The sequence below is a fragment of the Streptomyces sp. NPDC041796 genome, from assembly GCF_055590785.1.
This window is the reverse complement of sequence record NZ_JBVJAH010000023.1, coordinates 1-15,099: the sequence shown is the minus strand read 5'-3', so window position 1 is coordinate 15,099 and position 15,099 is coordinate 1. Positions and strand designations below refer to the sequence as shown.

The 15,099-nt window shown below is 70.4% G+C and carries 14 protein-coding genes and 1 pseudogene; 6 read left to right on the top strand and 9 right to left on the bottom strand.

Going from position 1 to position 15,099, the window contains the following annotated elements; translation table 11 throughout:
* The first annotated feature begins 10 nt into the window (after positions 1 to 10).
* A complete protein-coding gene (locus tag ACZ6C1_RS32570) occupies positions 11 to 985 on the top strand; it encodes a Gfo/Idh/MocA family protein (RefSeq protein ID WP_469245953.1) in 975 nt (324 codons plus the stop codon).
* Positions 986 to 1,026: 41 nt separating this feature from the next.
* On the opposite strand, the gene ACZ6C1_RS32565 is transcribed toward ACZ6C1_RS32570, so the two are convergent.
* The gene (locus ACZ6C1_RS32565) at positions 1,027 to 1,824 is read right to left on the bottom strand and encodes an RlpA-like double-psi beta-barrel domain-containing protein (protein ID WP_469245952.1); all 798 of its coding nucleotides are present in this window, start codon (positions 1,822 to 1,824) and stop codon (positions 1,027 to 1,029) included.
* Between the two features lie 151 nt (positions 1,825 to 1,975).
* Positions 1,976 to 2,338 carry an arsenate reductase family protein gene (locus ACZ6C1_RS32560; RefSeq protein ID WP_469245951.1) on the bottom strand — a complete coding sequence of 121 codons (363 nt, stop codon included), beginning with the start codon at positions 2,336 to 2,338 and terminating at the stop codon, positions 1,976 to 1,978.
* Between the two features lie 134 nt (positions 2,339 to 2,472).
* Between ACZ6C1_RS32560 and ACZ6C1_RS32555 the strand changes: the two genes are divergently transcribed.
* Entirely contained in the window at positions 2,473 to 2,748 is a 276-nt protein-coding gene (locus tag ACZ6C1_RS32555) for a hypothetical protein (RefSeq protein WP_469245950.1), read from the top strand.
* A gap of 137 nt (positions 2,749 to 2,885) precedes the next feature.
* Here ACZ6C1_RS32555 and ACZ6C1_RS32550 read toward each other — a convergent pair whose 3' ends face one another.
* Positions 2,886 to 4,496, bottom strand: coding sequence for an alpha/beta fold hydrolase (locus ACZ6C1_RS32550; RefSeq protein ID WP_469245949.1), 1,611 nt, complete (start codon positions 4,494 to 4,496; stop codon positions 2,886 to 2,888).
* Positions 4,497 to 4,533: 37 nt separating this feature from the next.
* Here ACZ6C1_RS32550 and ACZ6C1_RS32545 point away from each other — a divergent pair, with 37 nt between their 5' ends.
* Positions 4,534 to 5,694, top strand: coding sequence for a winged helix DNA-binding domain-containing protein (locus ACZ6C1_RS32545; protein WP_469245948.1), 1,161 nt, complete (start codon positions 4,534 to 4,536; stop codon positions 5,692 to 5,694).
* A 14-nt stretch (positions 5,695 to 5,708) separates the two neighbouring features.
* On the opposite strand, the gene ACZ6C1_RS32540 is transcribed toward ACZ6C1_RS32545, so the two are convergent.
* Positions 5,709 to 7,400 carry an ankyrin repeat domain-containing protein gene (locus ACZ6C1_RS32540; RefSeq protein WP_469245947.1) on the bottom strand — a complete coding sequence of 564 codons (1,692 nt, stop codon included), beginning with the start codon at positions 7,398 to 7,400 and terminating at the stop codon, positions 5,709 to 5,711.
* Between the two features lie 1,704 nt (positions 7,401 to 9,104).
* On the opposite strand from ACZ6C1_RS32540, the gene ACZ6C1_RS32535 reads away from it, so the two are divergent.
* Complete coding sequence (locus ACZ6C1_RS32535; RefSeq protein WP_469245946.1) at positions 9,105 to 9,488, top strand: hypothetical protein; 384 nt, start codon at positions 9,105 to 9,107, stop codon at positions 9,486 to 9,488.
* A 16-nt stretch (positions 9,489 to 9,504) separates the two neighbouring features.
* Here ACZ6C1_RS32535 and ACZ6C1_RS32530 read toward each other — a convergent pair.
* Positions 9,505 to 9,600, bottom strand: a pseudogene (locus ACZ6C1_RS32530) (NUDIX hydrolase); the annotation flags it as partial.
* A 407-nt stretch (positions 9,601 to 10,007) separates the two neighbouring features.
* Complete coding sequence (locus ACZ6C1_RS32525) at positions 10,008 to 10,295, bottom strand: DUF3303 family protein (RefSeq protein ID WP_469245945.1); 288 nt, start codon at positions 10,293 to 10,295, stop codon at positions 10,008 to 10,010.
* Positions 10,296 to 10,695: 400 nt separating this feature from the next.
* On the opposite strand from ACZ6C1_RS32525, the gene ACZ6C1_RS32520 reads away from it, so the two are divergent.
* On the top strand, positions 10,696 to 11,238 hold the full coding sequence (locus ACZ6C1_RS32520) for a hypothetical protein (RefSeq protein WP_469245944.1): 543 nt from the start codon (positions 10,696 to 10,698) through the stop codon (positions 11,236 to 11,238).
* A 435-nt stretch (positions 11,239 to 11,673) separates the two neighbouring features.
* Here ACZ6C1_RS32520 and glnA read toward each other — a convergent pair whose 3' ends face one another.
* Positions 11,674 to 13,083, bottom strand: a complete 1,410-nt coding sequence (gene glnA / locus ACZ6C1_RS32515; protein WP_084897134.1) for a type I glutamate--ammonia ligase — start codon at positions 13,081 to 13,083, stop codon at positions 11,674 to 11,676.
* 209 nt (positions 13,084 to 13,292) lie between these two features.
* On the opposite strand from glnA, the gene ACZ6C1_RS32510 reads away from it, so the two are divergent.
* Entirely contained in the window at positions 13,293 to 13,760 is a 468-nt protein-coding gene (locus tag ACZ6C1_RS32510; RefSeq protein WP_469245943.1) for an RDD family protein, read from the top strand.
* 85 nt (positions 13,761 to 13,845) lie between these two features.
* Here ACZ6C1_RS32510 and ACZ6C1_RS32505 read toward each other — a convergent pair whose 3' ends face one another.
* Positions 13,846 to 14,553, bottom strand: coding sequence for a DUF4191 domain-containing protein (locus ACZ6C1_RS32505; protein WP_469245942.1), 708 nt, complete (start codon positions 14,551 to 14,553; stop codon positions 13,846 to 13,848).
* Between the two features lie 10 nt (positions 14,554 to 14,563).
* On the bottom strand, positions 14,564 to 14,833 hold the full coding sequence (locus tag ACZ6C1_RS32500) for an SCO2195 family GlnR-regulated protein (protein ID WP_469245941.1): 270 nt from the start codon (positions 14,831 to 14,833) through the stop codon (positions 14,564 to 14,566).
* Between the last annotated feature and the right edge of the window lie 266 nt (positions 14,834 to 15,099).

The window sequence follows — 15,099 nt, the reverse complement described above, 5'->3', positions numbered from 1 at the left end:
ACTGGCGGGCATGGACAGCAAGCCGCGCATCGGACTCCTCGGCACCGGCCCCTGGGCCGCCCGCACCCACGCCCCCGCGCTCGCCGCCCACCCCGGCATCACCTTCAGCGGGGTGTGGGGCAGGCGCCCGGACGCGGCGGCCGCGCTCGCCGCCACCCATGGGACGCGGGCGTACGACGACGTGGACGCGCTGCTGGCGGCCAGCGACGCGGTCGCCTTCGCCCTGCCCCCGGACGTGCAGGCGCCCCTGGCCGCACGTGCCGCGGCGGCCGGGTGCCATCTGCTGCTCGACAAGCCGGTCGCCACGACCGTGGCGGGCGCCCTGGAGGTGGCGGACGCCGCCGGCAGGGCGGGAGTCGCCTCCGTCGTGTTCTGTACGCTCCGGTTCGCCTCCGACACCGCGCCGTGGGTCGAGGAGCAGGCGGCGCTGGGCGGCTGGTACCTGGCGCAGGCCCACTGGCTGGGCGCGCTGTTCTCACGCGAGTCGACGAGCGCCTACGCCGCCTCGCCCTGGCGCCGGGAGAAGGGCGGGCTGTGGGACGTGGGCCCGCACGTGCTGTCGGTGCTCCTGCCCGTGCTCGGGGACGTGACGGAGGTCGCGTCGGCCGTCGCGGGCCCGGCGGACGCCCGGCACCTGGTGCTGCGGCACGCGTCGGGCGCGGGCAGCACCCTCACGCTGAGCCTGAGCGCCCCGGTGCGGGCCTCGGAGGCGGGCATCACGCTCTTCGGTGACCACGGGCGCGTGGCGATGCCGTCGTGGGCGGACGCGGTCGGCTCGTTCGGTGCGGCGGTGGACGCGCTGCTGGCGGCGGTACGGAGCGGGGAGGCTCACGCCTGCGACGTACGGTTCGGGCTGCGCGTGACGGAAATCCTGGCCGACGCGGAGGCGAAGGCCGAGGCGGTAGGGGCAGCGGAGGCGGTAGGGGAAGCGAAGACGGAGGCGGCAGGGGAAGAAGGGGAAGCGGAGGCGCGGTTCGCCGACTGAACCGCGCCTCCTGTCCGGGGGGGGTACGGGGCGGTGCCCCGTCAGCCGACGCGCTCGATCCGGGCCTTGCGGATCAGGAACTTGCCGGGCTCGCGGACCTGCTCGAAGGCCGCGTTGTTGAGCAGGGCGCAGCTTCCGGAGACGGAGGTGACCTCGACGGTCGTGGACTTGTTGTTGTCCAGGTTGGTCACCTTGAGCTTGGTCCCGAGCGGGAACTGGTTGCTGGAGGCGGCCGGGGCGCCGCCCTCGCCGGAGAGGGTCACGGTCGACCCGGCGCAGACCACCTCGCCGGCTTCACCACCGCCCTGCTGGCCGGCCTGCTGACCTCCTTGCTGGCCGCCCTGGGCGGCCGGCGGCTGAGCGGTGGCGTCTCCGGCGCCATCGTCCTGACCTGCGCCGCCCTGGCCGTTCCCGGCGCCCTGGTTGCCGTTGGCCTGGCCCTGACCCTTGCCGTTGCCCTGGCCCGCGCCCTGACCGGCACCGGCACCCGGCGCCTGGCCGCCCGCCTCGGCGCCGCCCGCGCCCTGGGCGCCGCCGGCCTCGGCGCCGCCTTGGGCACTGCCCTGGCCGACCTCGCAACCGGCGGCTTCCTGCTGGCGTTTGATCTGCTCGATGACCGCCTGCCGGTTGGCGATCCGCGCCTCGGACTGGGCGTCCGGGTTGGCCTGCTGCCCGGCGATGAACTTCTCGTTGTTGCTCAGCGCCGTGGCCAGCCCGTCGCAGGCCACCGACGCCTGGCTGGTCCCGGTCATCACGATCGCCGTACCGCCGACCATCGCGGCGGCGCCGACGAGCAGGGCGATCTTCTTCTTACCACTGAGCGTCTTCTTGCGTGACACGTAGGGGCTCCTGTCCCCGGCCGTACGGGGGAGCGACGGCCGGATCGGTTCCGTGTGTGCCCCTACGTACGAGTAGCAAGGCGGATCTACTCAACTCTCTTTTGTCTCAATGGATTTCACCCGCCCCACAGTTGGCCTCCCGGCGCGACGGTCACGAGCGGCCGAGCGCGTCCCGTACCGCCTCGTCCGTCCGGGCCACGACCGCCGTGCCGTCGTCGGCGGTGATGATCGGGCGCTGGATCAGCTTCGGATGCTCCACCAGTGCCGTGATCCACCGCTCGCGCGAACCGGCCTCGCGCGGCCACTCCTTCAGCCCGAGCTCCTTCGCCGCGGGCTCCTGCGTACGGGTGATGTCCCACGGTTCGAGTCCGAGGCGGGTCAGCACGTCCCGGATCTCGTCGGCGGACGGCACGTCCTCCAGGTAGCGGCGGACGGTGTAGTCGGCCCCCTCCTCGTCGAGCAGCTTCAGGGCGCCACGGCACTTGGAACAGGCGGGATTGATCCAGATCTCCATGCCCGCCACCGTACCCCTCACAACCGCTCAAAGCGGTGCTGGCCAGGGCCGATTGTCAGTGGGCGGCGGTAAAATCGAGGTAGTTCGTGAGGGCCCGGGGGAGGGTCCCCACACCGCGTACCAGGAGGTCGCCGATGGCCGTTGCCGCACTCACGACACTGCCCCTCGAACCTTTCAAGCCCCTGCAGAAGAAGCCGCTGCCCGCGGGCAGGCCCCGCGAGTGGTACGTCTCCCACAACCGCCGCCTGAAGGCCATGCGGCTGGCGATCGCCCTGCTCGACTCGGGCGTCTACCACCCGTCGAAGGCCGACAACGACACGATACGGAGCACGGCGGAGCGCATCGGCATCCACCCGCCGTCCGACATCACGTGCCGGATGGTCCGGGCGCTGATCCACAGCAGCCGCTGAGCCCCAGCCCGTGCACCACCCCGTGTCCACCGCCCACGAAAGGCGTGCGGCGGGCACGGGGACCGCCCGGCCACGGTCCGGTGCCCGGCCACGATCCGCGCCCGGCCGCACCCCGCACCCGCTACAGCCCGCGCCCGCTACAGCCCGCGCCCGTCGACGAGCGCGGCCACATAGGCCTCCAGGCGTGCCGTCAGTACCCGAGGCGTCAGATCCGTGCGCCCCAGCTCGCGCCAGGACCGCCCCACCTTGTCCGCGTCCGGTGCGAACGCCAGCGCGTCCAGGAGCCGCCAGTACAGCCGGGCCTCGGGGTCCGGGGACAGTGCGCCGCCGTGCGCGACGTACCGCTCGGCGAACCGCAGCCCGCACTCCACCCCGTACAGCAGCGCCAACGCCGTCGAGCAGTGCGCCACATCCAGGTCCGCCGGCCCCCAGGAGGTCTCCACCCAGTCGACGACACCGCTCAGCCGCAGCCCCGCGCCCTCGCCCGTGAACAGGACATTGCCCGGGTGGAAGTCCCGGTGCAGGAAGCACCCCTCGTACGCCGGTGCCTCCCGCCCGATCAGCTCCACCGCCCGCGCCCACAGCTCCGGCACGGCCGTACCGTCCGGCACCCTCACCCGCTCCGGAGACGTCCACGCCTGGTACGGGCGCGGACGCGCACCCTCCGGCACGCTCACCCCATGGATGGCGGCCAACTGCCGTGCCAGCAGGTCGACACGGCTGTCCCTGCCCGCCTCGTCGACCCGTACGGCACCGGGCAGACACGTCATCAGCAGCGACGGCGCGTCGCAGAACTCGCCCGCGGCGTCCACGGCCAGGCACCGCGGCACCGGGACGTCCGAATCCGCCAGCAGGACGAGCACCTCCGCCTCCCGCGCGAGCAGCCCCGGCGCGTGCCGCCGGTAGAACGGCTTGACGAACGACCGCAGCACCAGCTCCCGTTCCGACTCCGTCCGCAGCAGCCGCATCTGTGACGTCCAGCCGCCGGCCAGCCACCGCGCGGACCGCACCCGGTCGCCCTCGGGCAGCGACTTCTCCACCCAAACCGAAGTCCGCGGCGGCGCCAGCACCGCGTCCACGAAGCGCCGCCGGTCATCCGCCTCGGTCGCGAACCAGCTTCCCAGCCGGTGGCCCGCCCGCTCCACGTCCAGCCGCCGGTACCGGGAGCGGGCCGTGAGCGCGTCCTCGACGGCCTCGGTGACGGCCGGCGGGATCACCTCGTCGCTGCCGGGAAGGGCCAGCACCGCCGTACCCTCGAACGCCCGCAGCGCCTCCAGCGCGGCCGAGTCCCGCCAGCCGCCCTCACGCCGGATGATTTCCGTGAAGCCGTGCCCGAACCGGACACCCCACGCCTCCCGCGCGTACACCGCCGGGGCGCACAACCCGACGGCCCGCACCCTTCCCCCGTAGTGACCGGCCAGGTCGGCGACGGTCTGACCGCTCATGCTGAAGCCCACCAGCACCAGCTCGTCGTCCGCCGGCACCACCCGGTCGACGACCGCACGCGCCTGTATGAACCGCCGCTCCAGGCTCAGTTCCTCCGGCGCGCCGCTGCTCCGCCCGTGCCCGGAGAAGTCCGGTGCGACCACCCGGCAGCCACGCCCCGCGAACTCGTCCAGCACCGGGACGAGCCGCTCCGCGCTGCCGTTCCCCGCCCCGTGCAGCACCACCACGGTCACACCGGCCGCGCCCTCGCGCTCCCGCGCCACCAAGTTGATCCGTTCCCCGTCACACATCACCGCATCCATGGATAAGTTCTAGACCATGGCCCACTCCCGCCCCCGAATGACCGACGAAGAACGCCGGAACCGCGTCGCCGTACGCCACCACCTGGCGCCGGCGGCCCGCGCGACGACGGTCGAGCAGGTCGCGAACTCCCTCACCGCCCTGCACGGCACCGACCCGGCCACCGTGCACCTCGCCGCCGGAGCCCGCCTCGCCGACCCGGCCGGGCCGGTGGCCGCCATGGAACGGGCCCTGTACGAGGACCGCACGCTGATCCGGATGCACGGTATGCGCCATACGGTCTTCGTCCTCCCCACCACCCTCGCCCCCGTCGTCCAGGCGTCCACCACCCACGCCGTCGCCGCCCGGGAACGCGCCACGCTCGTCAAGCAGTTGACGGCCGGAAGCTCCCTCGACGAGAAGTGGCTCGCGGACGTCGAGAAAGCCACCCTCGAAGCCCTCGCACGGCGCGGTGAGGCCACCGCCGCCGAACTGGCCAAGGACGAACCGCGGCTGCGCGAGCAGTTCGTGTACGCCCCCGGAACGAGCTACGAACAGCGCCAGACCGTGTCCACCCGGCTGCTGCGCCTCCTCGGCACCGAGGCCCGCGTCGTCCGGGGCAGGCCGCTCGGCTCGTGGACGTCCAGCCAGTTCCGCTGGGCGATCGCCCCCGCGCTCCCCGACCTCCCTCCCGCCGACGCCCGAGCCACGCTCACCCGCGCATGGCTGGCCTCCCACGGCCCGGCGACCGAGGCGGACCTGAAGTGGTGGACGGGCTGGAAGGTCACCGACGTACGCAAAGCCCTCCAAGCCGTCCACGCCGTCCCCGTCGACCTCGACGACGGCACCACCGGCCACGTCCTGCCCGACGACACCTCCCTGACCGAACCCCCCGCCCCCTGGGCGGCCTTCCTCCCCGCCCTCGACCCCACCCCCATGGGCTGGCAGAGCCGCGACTGGTACCTCACCCCCGCCCACCGCACCGCCCTCTTCGACCGCAGCGGCAACATCGGCCCCACCGTCTGGTGGAACGGCCGCATCATCGGCGGCTGGGCCCAACGCCCCGACGGCGAACCGGTCTGGCGCCTCCTCGTCCCCGACCCGGGCCGTGAGGCCCTCACCGCCGTCGAAGCCGAAGCGGCCCGCCTCCACACCTGGCTCGGCACCACCCGCATCACCCCCCGCTTCCGCACGCCGCTGGAGCGGGAACTGTCCGGTTGATACGGGTGGGTCGGCTACCCCTCCGGTGTCCCCAGCCGCACCCACCGCCGGGGCGGACCGGTCACGGGCCGACTGTCCGCCAGCCGCAAGCCGGCGGTCCAGCAGGCATAGGCGATCCGGCGGGCTCCGTGCGAGGAGCCCCACTGCCAGCACCGCAGCAGCCACCACTCGGCCGTCTCCTCCGGCCCGGGGGACAGGGACACCTCGCCCTCCCAGACCGTCTCACCGTCCACCGTGGTCGTCCCGAACGTCCCGCCCTTGGGATTGAAGTAGATCCCGCAGGCCCTGGCCGACAGGGACAGCGGCTCCAGCACCTCCGGCATGCTGACCTGATAGCTCAAGGGCTGTATCAGGACGCAGCCGCCCGGCACGCCGGTCACCCCCACGTACTGCTGCGCCTCGTCGTAATCGTCCGGGTCGAAGCCGCCCACGCCCGTGCCGTACGGGCCGGGGTGACGGTCGAGGTCGAGCACCGGGTGCGCTGCCGGATCGGCGCCGAGCCGCCGGATGACCTCCTCCTCGTCGAGGCCGGCCACGAAGGCGACACCCAGCCCCTCCGTGAACACGTCCTCGAGAACCTCGATCAGGCGGTCCGCCTCCTCCTGGAGCGCCCGCTCCTCGGGCGTCGGCTCCTGCGCTCCGGGCAATCGGGCGAAGAGCGGCGCCAGAGCCGGGACGGTGAGGGCGAGACCACCCGCCGACCTCCCGGCGCACTGCGGCGTCCAGGCACTGGCCCCCGCGTCCACCAACACGCGGGCCGTCTCCGCGTTCCCGTGGCACACCGCCTCCCACAGCGGAGTGAACCCCTGGTCGTCCCGCCGGTCGGCGTCCGACGCCGGCAGCCGGCCGAGCAGCTCCGCGAGGACCTCCGCCGTGCCGTGCGCGGCGGCGTCGTGCAGCCCTGCCGCCGGGTCGGCACCGGCATCGAGGCGCACCCGTACCAGCCGTCGATCCCTCCAGCCCTCGTCGTAGCGCATACCGTTCCAGTCGTCCCGCGGCTCGTACACGCCGGTCTCCGGGTCCGCGGCAAGGTGGTGGGAGTGGGTCGTGGCCATGAGACCGGCGGGTCCGGCGATCGACACCCACATCGCGGACGTGCCCCCGTCCGCCACCGGTGTGGAAGGCCCCTGCCCCGGCCAGATCTCCACCGCACGAGCCGCCGCCGCCCGGATCACGCCCGCGTCGATGACCGTGTGCGTCTCGGGAACGCCCTCGTGCGGCCACTCCACCACCAGGGTCATCACCCCCTCGGGCGGAAGCTCCGACAGCCACAGATCGACCTCACGGTGGAACTGACCCCCGCCACCGCCCATCTCCCGCAGACTCGCCCGCCGCCCGGACGCCGCCGTGACCGGCCACGGCTCACCGTCCAGCGTCGTGACCCGCAGCCCGTCCGCCAGCACCACACCCACCCGCAACCCATCCGGATCAGGTCGCCCGAACGTCACGCACTCCTGCGTACGCACCCGGCGCCGGAACGCCACGAGGTGCAGGGTGACCGAGTCGGGCCACACGGAACACCCCCTGAGCAGCAACCGCGCATGCTCACCCCGCCCGGCCTCCACGGCGAGATCCACCGCACCCGGCAGGAAATGTTCCACCGGCGGGAAGTCACCGGTCGTGTCCCCGACCGGCCCCAGATCCATGAACTCCGGCCTCGGCGGCTCGGCCTCGGCCGCCACCACCAGATCGTCGAAGAACCCCACCGCACATCCTCCCCGCCCGTTGCCGGATCCGGCGACCACTGACAAGAACGACTCTGACAGAGGGGTCTGACAGAGCTCTTGCCAGACGTCTCCCCCATGAGGTCTGACGACGGCGCGTCATCCTCAAGTGGCTGGCGTCTCCGGAGCTCCCGCGATGTGGAAGCTCTGAGCTCGGGAAGCTGCGATCACGCGCGGCCGGTTCGGGCGCTGACTTGGGACGACTGCCATGTCGGCACCTTGTCGGGCGTGGTTGCTTTCACCGTGGTTCCCCGCTGGTCCCCGCCCGATCTGGTGCGGTTGTGGTGCAGTGAGGGAGCGCCGCTACGCAAGTGAGCCTGCCGTGCCTCGATGACACTGCGGCGCGCCGCCATGGAGTCCGGCCTAGCCGCGGACTCGGCGAAACCGTGATGTGGGTCCTCCAACCGCGAAAAGATGCCGCAACTCGTCCCACCACAGAGGACCGGCACCCATGGGCATACGGGAAACAGCCAGGGCAGAGCTCGCTCAGCGTCTTGCCGACAGGACGCGCACGCTCGGAGACCGCTTGCAGCAGGGAGAGACGGCCGTCGCAAGTAGCGCTGGACCTGCTGCGGCTGACCGGGGGCCGGCGGCAGCCTCAGGCCCTCCCCCTGAACTGGCTGGTGGGCGAGCACCGCTTTAAGGAGTTCGATCTACCCTCGTCTTGGTCCGGACTCGACTCGCGCACCGGTGCCGGACGTGGTTGCCGCGTGTCGCTGCCGTCCACGCTCGTTGATGTCAGCGTTGGATGTCAGCGGAACAGCTCCGGCACCGCGCAAGCCTCCAAGGGCTCATCCGGCCGGTCGGCCCAGCGCCACCAGACATGCCGACTGGCACACCCCCAGAGCGACCGGCAGGCGCGCGCCGGCCATCGTCCTCCCGCTTGGAGAGGACATAGCCGCCCGCCCTCATGGGCCGGCTGTACTCAGGACAGTCCGGGAGCGTCTTCGGTCATGCGGCGCACCCCGCCGGAGCGACCTCTTCGTCCCGAAGCAACTTGGGTGGGCCCTCGACCTTGGGGCTGTACGGCTCTCACCTGCTGCGATGGTCCGCAAGCGTCTGCGCTTGTTTGCCGCTGTTCGCTGGCGTTGTCACGCAGTTAGACACTCGCCGCCTCCTCGATGCGAACTACGGGCGGGGTGATCGCTGAGGTCTGCCGACCTGTTCAGTTGGTGGTCTGGGCCCATGACACGATGGTTGCTGTACTTTGCTGCTGTACGGCGGTCCGGTCGTCAGGGGGATCATGGCAGCCTTGGGGTTTTTCTTCATAGCTCTGCCGTGCCTCGCCATTGTCAGCTTTGTCTGCTTCGCAGCATGCCGAGCCCAGCGGCAGAAGCCTTTCAAGGCGCTGGCCTACGTATGCCTATGCTTCGGCGTTGTCTGCACCCTCACTCCCATAGGAGTTGTTGGCTGGGCGCTGTCTCTATAGGTGCAGGAGCGCAGGGTGTGTCTGCTACGCCCGCAAAGGCGCCAGTTTGGGATATCGCGTACGTAGATCGGTCTTGAGCTGGCAAGGCGCTGACCTGCGTGTTCTCGGGATACTCCCCGGCGTTCCCCGTTGTTCCCCTCCGGTCTCTCCCTCTCGAATCAGGCACGTGAGGGGCACGCTGCGCCGTATCCTCCCGTCGCTGTGCCTTAGGTCACATTAACGCGGGGTTCCTTGGGGGGAACACGGGCAATCGAGAAGTGCCCGGCTGGGCGTCAGCGCTGGGCATCCTGTTCGATCTCGCGGCTGGTGCCTGGGGCCTCTGGTGCGTGGTGATCGCGTTCATCGGTGGGACGATGCCGCTCATCGGGATCGACGTCGAGGGCAGTCTGCTGCTGGGCCTTTTCATGCCCTTCGTTGGCGAGCCGCTGCTGATGACGGTCGCTTACTGGGCTTTCCTGGCTGGCATGGATCCGATCTTCCTTATGACCACCGCTGGGAGTCGACCGCCCCAGCCACAGCGGGGTTTCCTACCTCAGCCCGCATGCACGCAGCGCGCCGCCGGGCGCGGCCAGCCGGGGCGAAGACAGGAGGCAGGCCGCGCCGCTGAGGCGGCGCGCGCCCGCGCCGTGCGCGGGCCTTGATGAAGTAGGGAAAGTCTTACCGCGCTGGGAGCAGGTGGCGTCCGTCGTGGCTCCGGACGTGCGGGCCATCCCCGTCCAGGGCGTCCTGCGGCCGGATCGCGTAGACCTCGGACACAGGACCCCTGAGCCGGTCCAGACAACAAGAAAGGCCCGGGTCGATGACCTGGGCCTTCTTCGTGGAGCGGGTGACGGGAATCGAACCCGCGCTCTGAGCTTGGGAATCACCGCATCTCCCGTGCCCAAAAGTGCCGTAACCAGCATCAACGGGTGCTGGGAGAACTCCTGGGCTCCACCCAGCCCCCGTTGTTGACCGTGGTGTACCGCTCCTTCGGGCACGGCTCGGGCACGGCCGCCTTCTGATCCCTAGCTCTGGCGGGATCGGTCAGTGAAGGTCATACCGATTGCTACGGGGCCTGGGGGCGGTAGCGGACGGGGGTGGTTGCTGGGGTTGCGGTACTTCAGTGCTGTACAGCTTGATCACAGGGGGGCTTCAGCATCCGGGCGCTGAGGTCAGCTTTGCTACCGCAAGGCAGCAAGGCCTCTCTGCAATTCTTCGAGGTTCATGACCGGCTCAAAGGTGACCTCCGCGCCCATCTCCTGGAAGAACGGATCGGCGATGGAGGGCAGCTGCGAGCTGTCCTGCATGTCGAATACGAGAATCATGGAGCGCCCGCCCTCAGGGGTGAAGTAGGCGGCTTCCGGCTTCAGCCGCTCGATGGTTGACTTCAGCGAGTCGGGCATCGCTCCTCCCTTCGTCACCTGATTCGACATCTGGGTGTCCATACGGGCCTTCATCATCATCCGCATCGCACGCTCTCCTCGCGCACCGCGACCTGCGCGGTTCCGTCCGCGCTCGCTGGGATCCGGTGCATCCCGCTCAGCTTCATCTCCATCGATCACGCGCCGCAACATTTCCTACGCCCTATGTGACGCCGGGTGAGGAATGACGTTGCCACGCACGACATCTCGAGGTCGGTGGAGCGGGTTTGGCCGGTGGCCTGCCCGGTCTGGGGCCGAGCATGATCAGGGGGCGTACGCTGGTTGGCAACTCGGGCAGCCTTTGGACCTGGCACCCGCCGCGCACAGCGCGGCGCGCGGCCCGTCGTCCGGGCCGACGCCGGCTTTCGCACTGGGCCCGGCACTGCCCACTGGCCGACCGCAGCGAGCTGAGATGAGCCGCTACTCAAGCCACCGCATCGTCGCCAGAATGACTGATATGACGTCATTCCTGGCCTTACTGGCGGCTCCGGTCGGCGCCGTGCTGACCACACTGATTGGCGTATTCGTTGGGAGCATCGTCAGCAGAAGAGCTCAAGATCGCCACTGGATCAGGGAACAGCAGGCGGCAGCCTGCGTCCGCGTACTGCGGGAATCATCCTCAGTGCTTGTAGACCTCAGCGACATGGATCGCAACCGGCCTGACGACATCCCTCGAGGCGTGCTGGCCCCGACGACAGTCGACTGGCGCCCCTGGGGCGAGGCCCTCGGCAGCGTGAATCTCGTTGCCAGCAGGGACATTGCAGCAGCCGCGCACGCCATTGACGAGCAGATCTGGCGGTTTCACATCGCCATTCGGAGGGGTCTGACTCCCGAGGAGAACTGGATGGAGCTCAGAGGGAGAGTCGTTGCCGCACAGGGGCACTTCATAGCCGTCGCTCGTCGGCATCTCTCGCTCACCGGAGAACCCCTCCAGCGCCTCGACGGACGCCCCGCACCGGACGACCCGATCTGGCGGACGGCGCGGCTCTAGAGCCTGGCCTGAGCCGACTTGCTGCCGCGCGTGCGCCTCGATGCCGACTACTAGCGGCAAGGTCGCTGAGGTCTGAGGCACTGTTCAGAGCGTCTGCCAGAGCCGCAGGCGGTCGGGGCCAGTCGCCCACAGCCGCTGTACCGGGCACGGCTCCGGAGGGCGCTTCGGCCTCAGGAAAAGCGGCATCGGACCCGCTTCACCCTCCGGATCTGCACCCACCTCATGCCGAACAGCCAGCACCTTGCTGCCCGCAAACCGATCGACGGCGCGTTCGGTCCGGGACCGGAGGAGGACGGCGACGGAGCGGTTCCCGTCGCGGCCTGAGAGGCACCCAAGTAAACGGCCGTCGGCCGTGCCTTCCGGTGGGGGAAGAGCACGGCCGACGGCCGACAGACGGCCCAGGGGAGCGGAAACCCGCTCCGACCTGCGGCGATCTTAGATGTCGAAGTACAGCTCGAACTCGTGCGGGTGCGGGCGCAGCTGGATCGGGGCGATCTCGTTGGTGCGCTTGTAGTCGATCCACGTCTCGATCAGGTCGGACGTGAAGACGCCACCCGCCTGCAGGTACTCGTTGTCCTCCTCCAGCGCGTCCAGGACGGCCGGGAGGGAGGTCGGGACCTGCGGGACGCCCGCGTGCTCCTCGGGGGCGAGCTCGTAGAGGTCCTTGTCGATCGGCTCGGCCGGCTCGATCTTGTTCTTGACGCCGTCGAGGCCCGCGAGGAGCAGCGCCGAGAAGGCGAGGTACGGGTTGGAGGACGGGTCCGGGGCGCGGAACTCGACGCGCTTGGCCTTCGGGTTGGAGCCCGTGATCGGGATGCGCATCGCGGCGGAGCGGTTGCGCTGCGAGTAGACCAGGTTGACCGGGGCCTCGAAGCCGGGGACCAGGCGGTGGTAGGAGTTCACCGTCGGGTTGGTGAAGGCCAGCAGCGACGGGGCGTGCTTGAGGATGCCGCCGATGTAGTAGCGGGCGGTGTCGGAGAGGCCCGCGTAGCCCTGCTCGTCGTAGAAGAGCGGGGAGCCGCCCTGCCACAGCGACTGGTGCACGTGCATGCCGGAGCCGTTGTCACCGAAGATCGGCTTGGGCATGAAGGTCGCGGTCTTGCCGTTGCGCCAGGCGACGTTCTTCACGATGTACTTGAAGAGCATCAGGTCGTCGGCCGCGGCGAGCAGCGTGTTGAACTTGTAGTTGATCTCGGCCTGGCCGGCGGTGCCGACCTCGTGGTGCTGGCGCTCGACCTGGAGGCCGACGTTCTCCAGCTCCAGGGAGATCTCGGCGCGCAGGTCGGCGAAGTGGTCGACCGGCGGGGCCGGGAAGTAGCCGCCCTTGTAGCGGACCTTGTAGCCGCGGTTGTCCTCGAGGGCGCCGGTGTTCCAGGCGCCTGCCTCGGAGTCGATGTGGTAGAAGCCCTCGTTCGCCGAGGTGTTGAAGCGGACCGAGTCGAAGACGTAGAACTCCGCCTCGGGGCCGAAGTAGGCGGTGTCCGCGATGCCGGTGGAGGCGAGGTAGGCCTCGGCCTTCTTGGCGATGTTGCGCGGGTCGCGGCTGTACTGCTCGCCCGTGATCGGGTCGTGGATGAAGAAGTTGATGTTCAGCGTCTTGTCACGGCGGAACGGGTCCAGGCGCGCCGTCGACAGGTCCGCGCGCAGCGCCATGTCCGACTCGTGGATCGCCTGGAAGCCGCGGATCGACGAGCCGTCGAACGCCAGCTCCTCGGACGGGTCGAACGCCGTGGCCGGAATCGTGAAGTGCTGCATCACGCCGGGAAGGTCGCAGAACCGGACGTCGATCATCTTGACGTCGTTGTCCGCGATGTACTTCTTGACGTCGTCGGCGTTCTGGAACATCCAACTCCTCCTACTCCCACCCGGGGGAGGGCGGGGTTGTAGCTCGGTCGTGCGGCCAGTGCGGTGGCACACGCTGGTTCTGACCCTAGGGACGCGGGATTTCTCAAGCGTGACCCATTTGTTTCGACCAAGTTAACCGGAGCGAGTGTCCCGGCGCCCGAGCAGACCCGGGTCGAAGTGATCGAAAGCGGGCACAGTACGGTGGTCGGGTGGACAACAGGCAAGCAATCGGATCGTGGCTCTCCGGCCCGCGCGCGGCCGCCGAGGAGATGGGTGCCGACTTCGGCTACCGGGGCGAACGGCTCGGCCTGCCGCAGGAGGGGCCGGGCTCCATCGCTCCCCTCGGACGCCGCTTCGGCGCCCTGTTCCTGGACTGGACCTTGTGCGTGGTGATCGCATACGGCCTGATCGCGCCGGGTGACTGGAACCGCGCGGGCAACTGGGCCGTGGTCGTTCTCTTCGTACTCGGCGTCCTCACCGTGGGCACGGTCGGCAGTACGCCGGGTAAGCGGATGCTCGGGCTGCGGGTCATCTCCGTCGACGGCGAGCGGCTGGGTCTCGGCCGCGTCGTGCTGCGCAGCCTGCTGCTGTGCCTGGCCATCCCCGCGCTCGTCTGGGACCGCGACGGCCGGGGGCTGCACGACCGTCTCGCGCGCGCCGTGCAGGTACGCGGCTAGGCAGGCGATAAAGCGAGAGGGGCGCCCCGCCTTCGCGGCGGGGCGCCCCTCTTCGTCTGCGTACGCGTAGCGTCTCCGCGTACGCCTAGCGCATCTTGCCGCCGCGCGGCATCCGCATGCCCTTCGGCATGGGGCCCTTGGGCAGGGGCATGTTGCTCATCAGATCGCCCATCGCCCGCAGCCGGTCGTTGGCGGCGGTCACCTGCGGGCCGGAGAGCACCCGCGGCAGCTTCAGCATGGTCGTACGGACCTTCTTCAGCGGCACCTGGCCCTCGCCGTTGCCGACGATGATGTCGTGCACCGGTACGTCGACGACGATGCGGGCCATCTTCCTCTTCTCGGCCGCCAGCAGCGTCTTGAGCCGGTTGGGGTTGCCCTCGGCGACCAGCACGATGCCGGCCTTGCCGACGGCGCGGTGCACCACGTCCTGGTTGCGGTTCATCGCCACCGCCGGGGTGGTCGTCCAGCCGCGGCCCACGTTCTGCAGGACGGCGGCCGCCGCACCCGGCTGGCCCTCCATCTGCCCGAAGGCCGCCCGCTCGGCGCGGCGCCCGAAGACGATCGCCATCGCGAGGAAGGCCAGCAGGAAGCCCAGGATGCCCAGGTAGATGGGATGCCCGATCAGGAAGCCGATCGCGAGGAGGACGCCGAAGACGACGAGTCCCACGCCCGCGACGACAAGACCGACCTTCGGATCGGCCTTTCGGGTCATCTTGTACGTCAGAGCGATCTGCTTCAGTCGCCCGGGGTTCGCAGCGGCGTCACCGCTGTCTGATTTTGCCTTCCTCGCCATGCTGTGAAGTTTACGTGGCCCGGGAAGTGCGGCCCGCCACGGCCTCCAGTACGTGCTGCGCCTCGACGCGGTCCCTGGCGCGGCGCCGGTCCTCCAGGACGGACGTCCAGGCGTTCCGGCGGGCGGTTCGCTGGCCGCTGCTGAGGAGCAGCGACTCGACGGCGCGCAGGGCGTCGGCCACCCGCGGGAAGGCATTGGCCCGGACCTCGTGGAGGTCGGGTGCGGGGTGCGTCCGGCGCGTCTGCTCTGCCTTGCGTCCCTGCGGAGTCGCGGCCTGCATGTCTGGGTCCTCCCTGAGAGCGGGTTCAGCGGGAGTGGGGAGTGATGCGCGCACTGCGCACGCGGCGGCGCGTGCGCGGGGCGTACAAGCATCGTCACAGATTGGTGTTACCAGGGCGTGACCGGCCGGTCAAACGCCGATGAAACCTTTTCGCAGGACTTCGGCCACGGACGCGGGGGGGGGGGGGGGGGGGGGGGGGGGGGGGGGGGGGGGGGGGGGGGGGGGGGGGGGGGGGGGGGGGGGGGGGGGGGGGGGGGGGGGGGGGG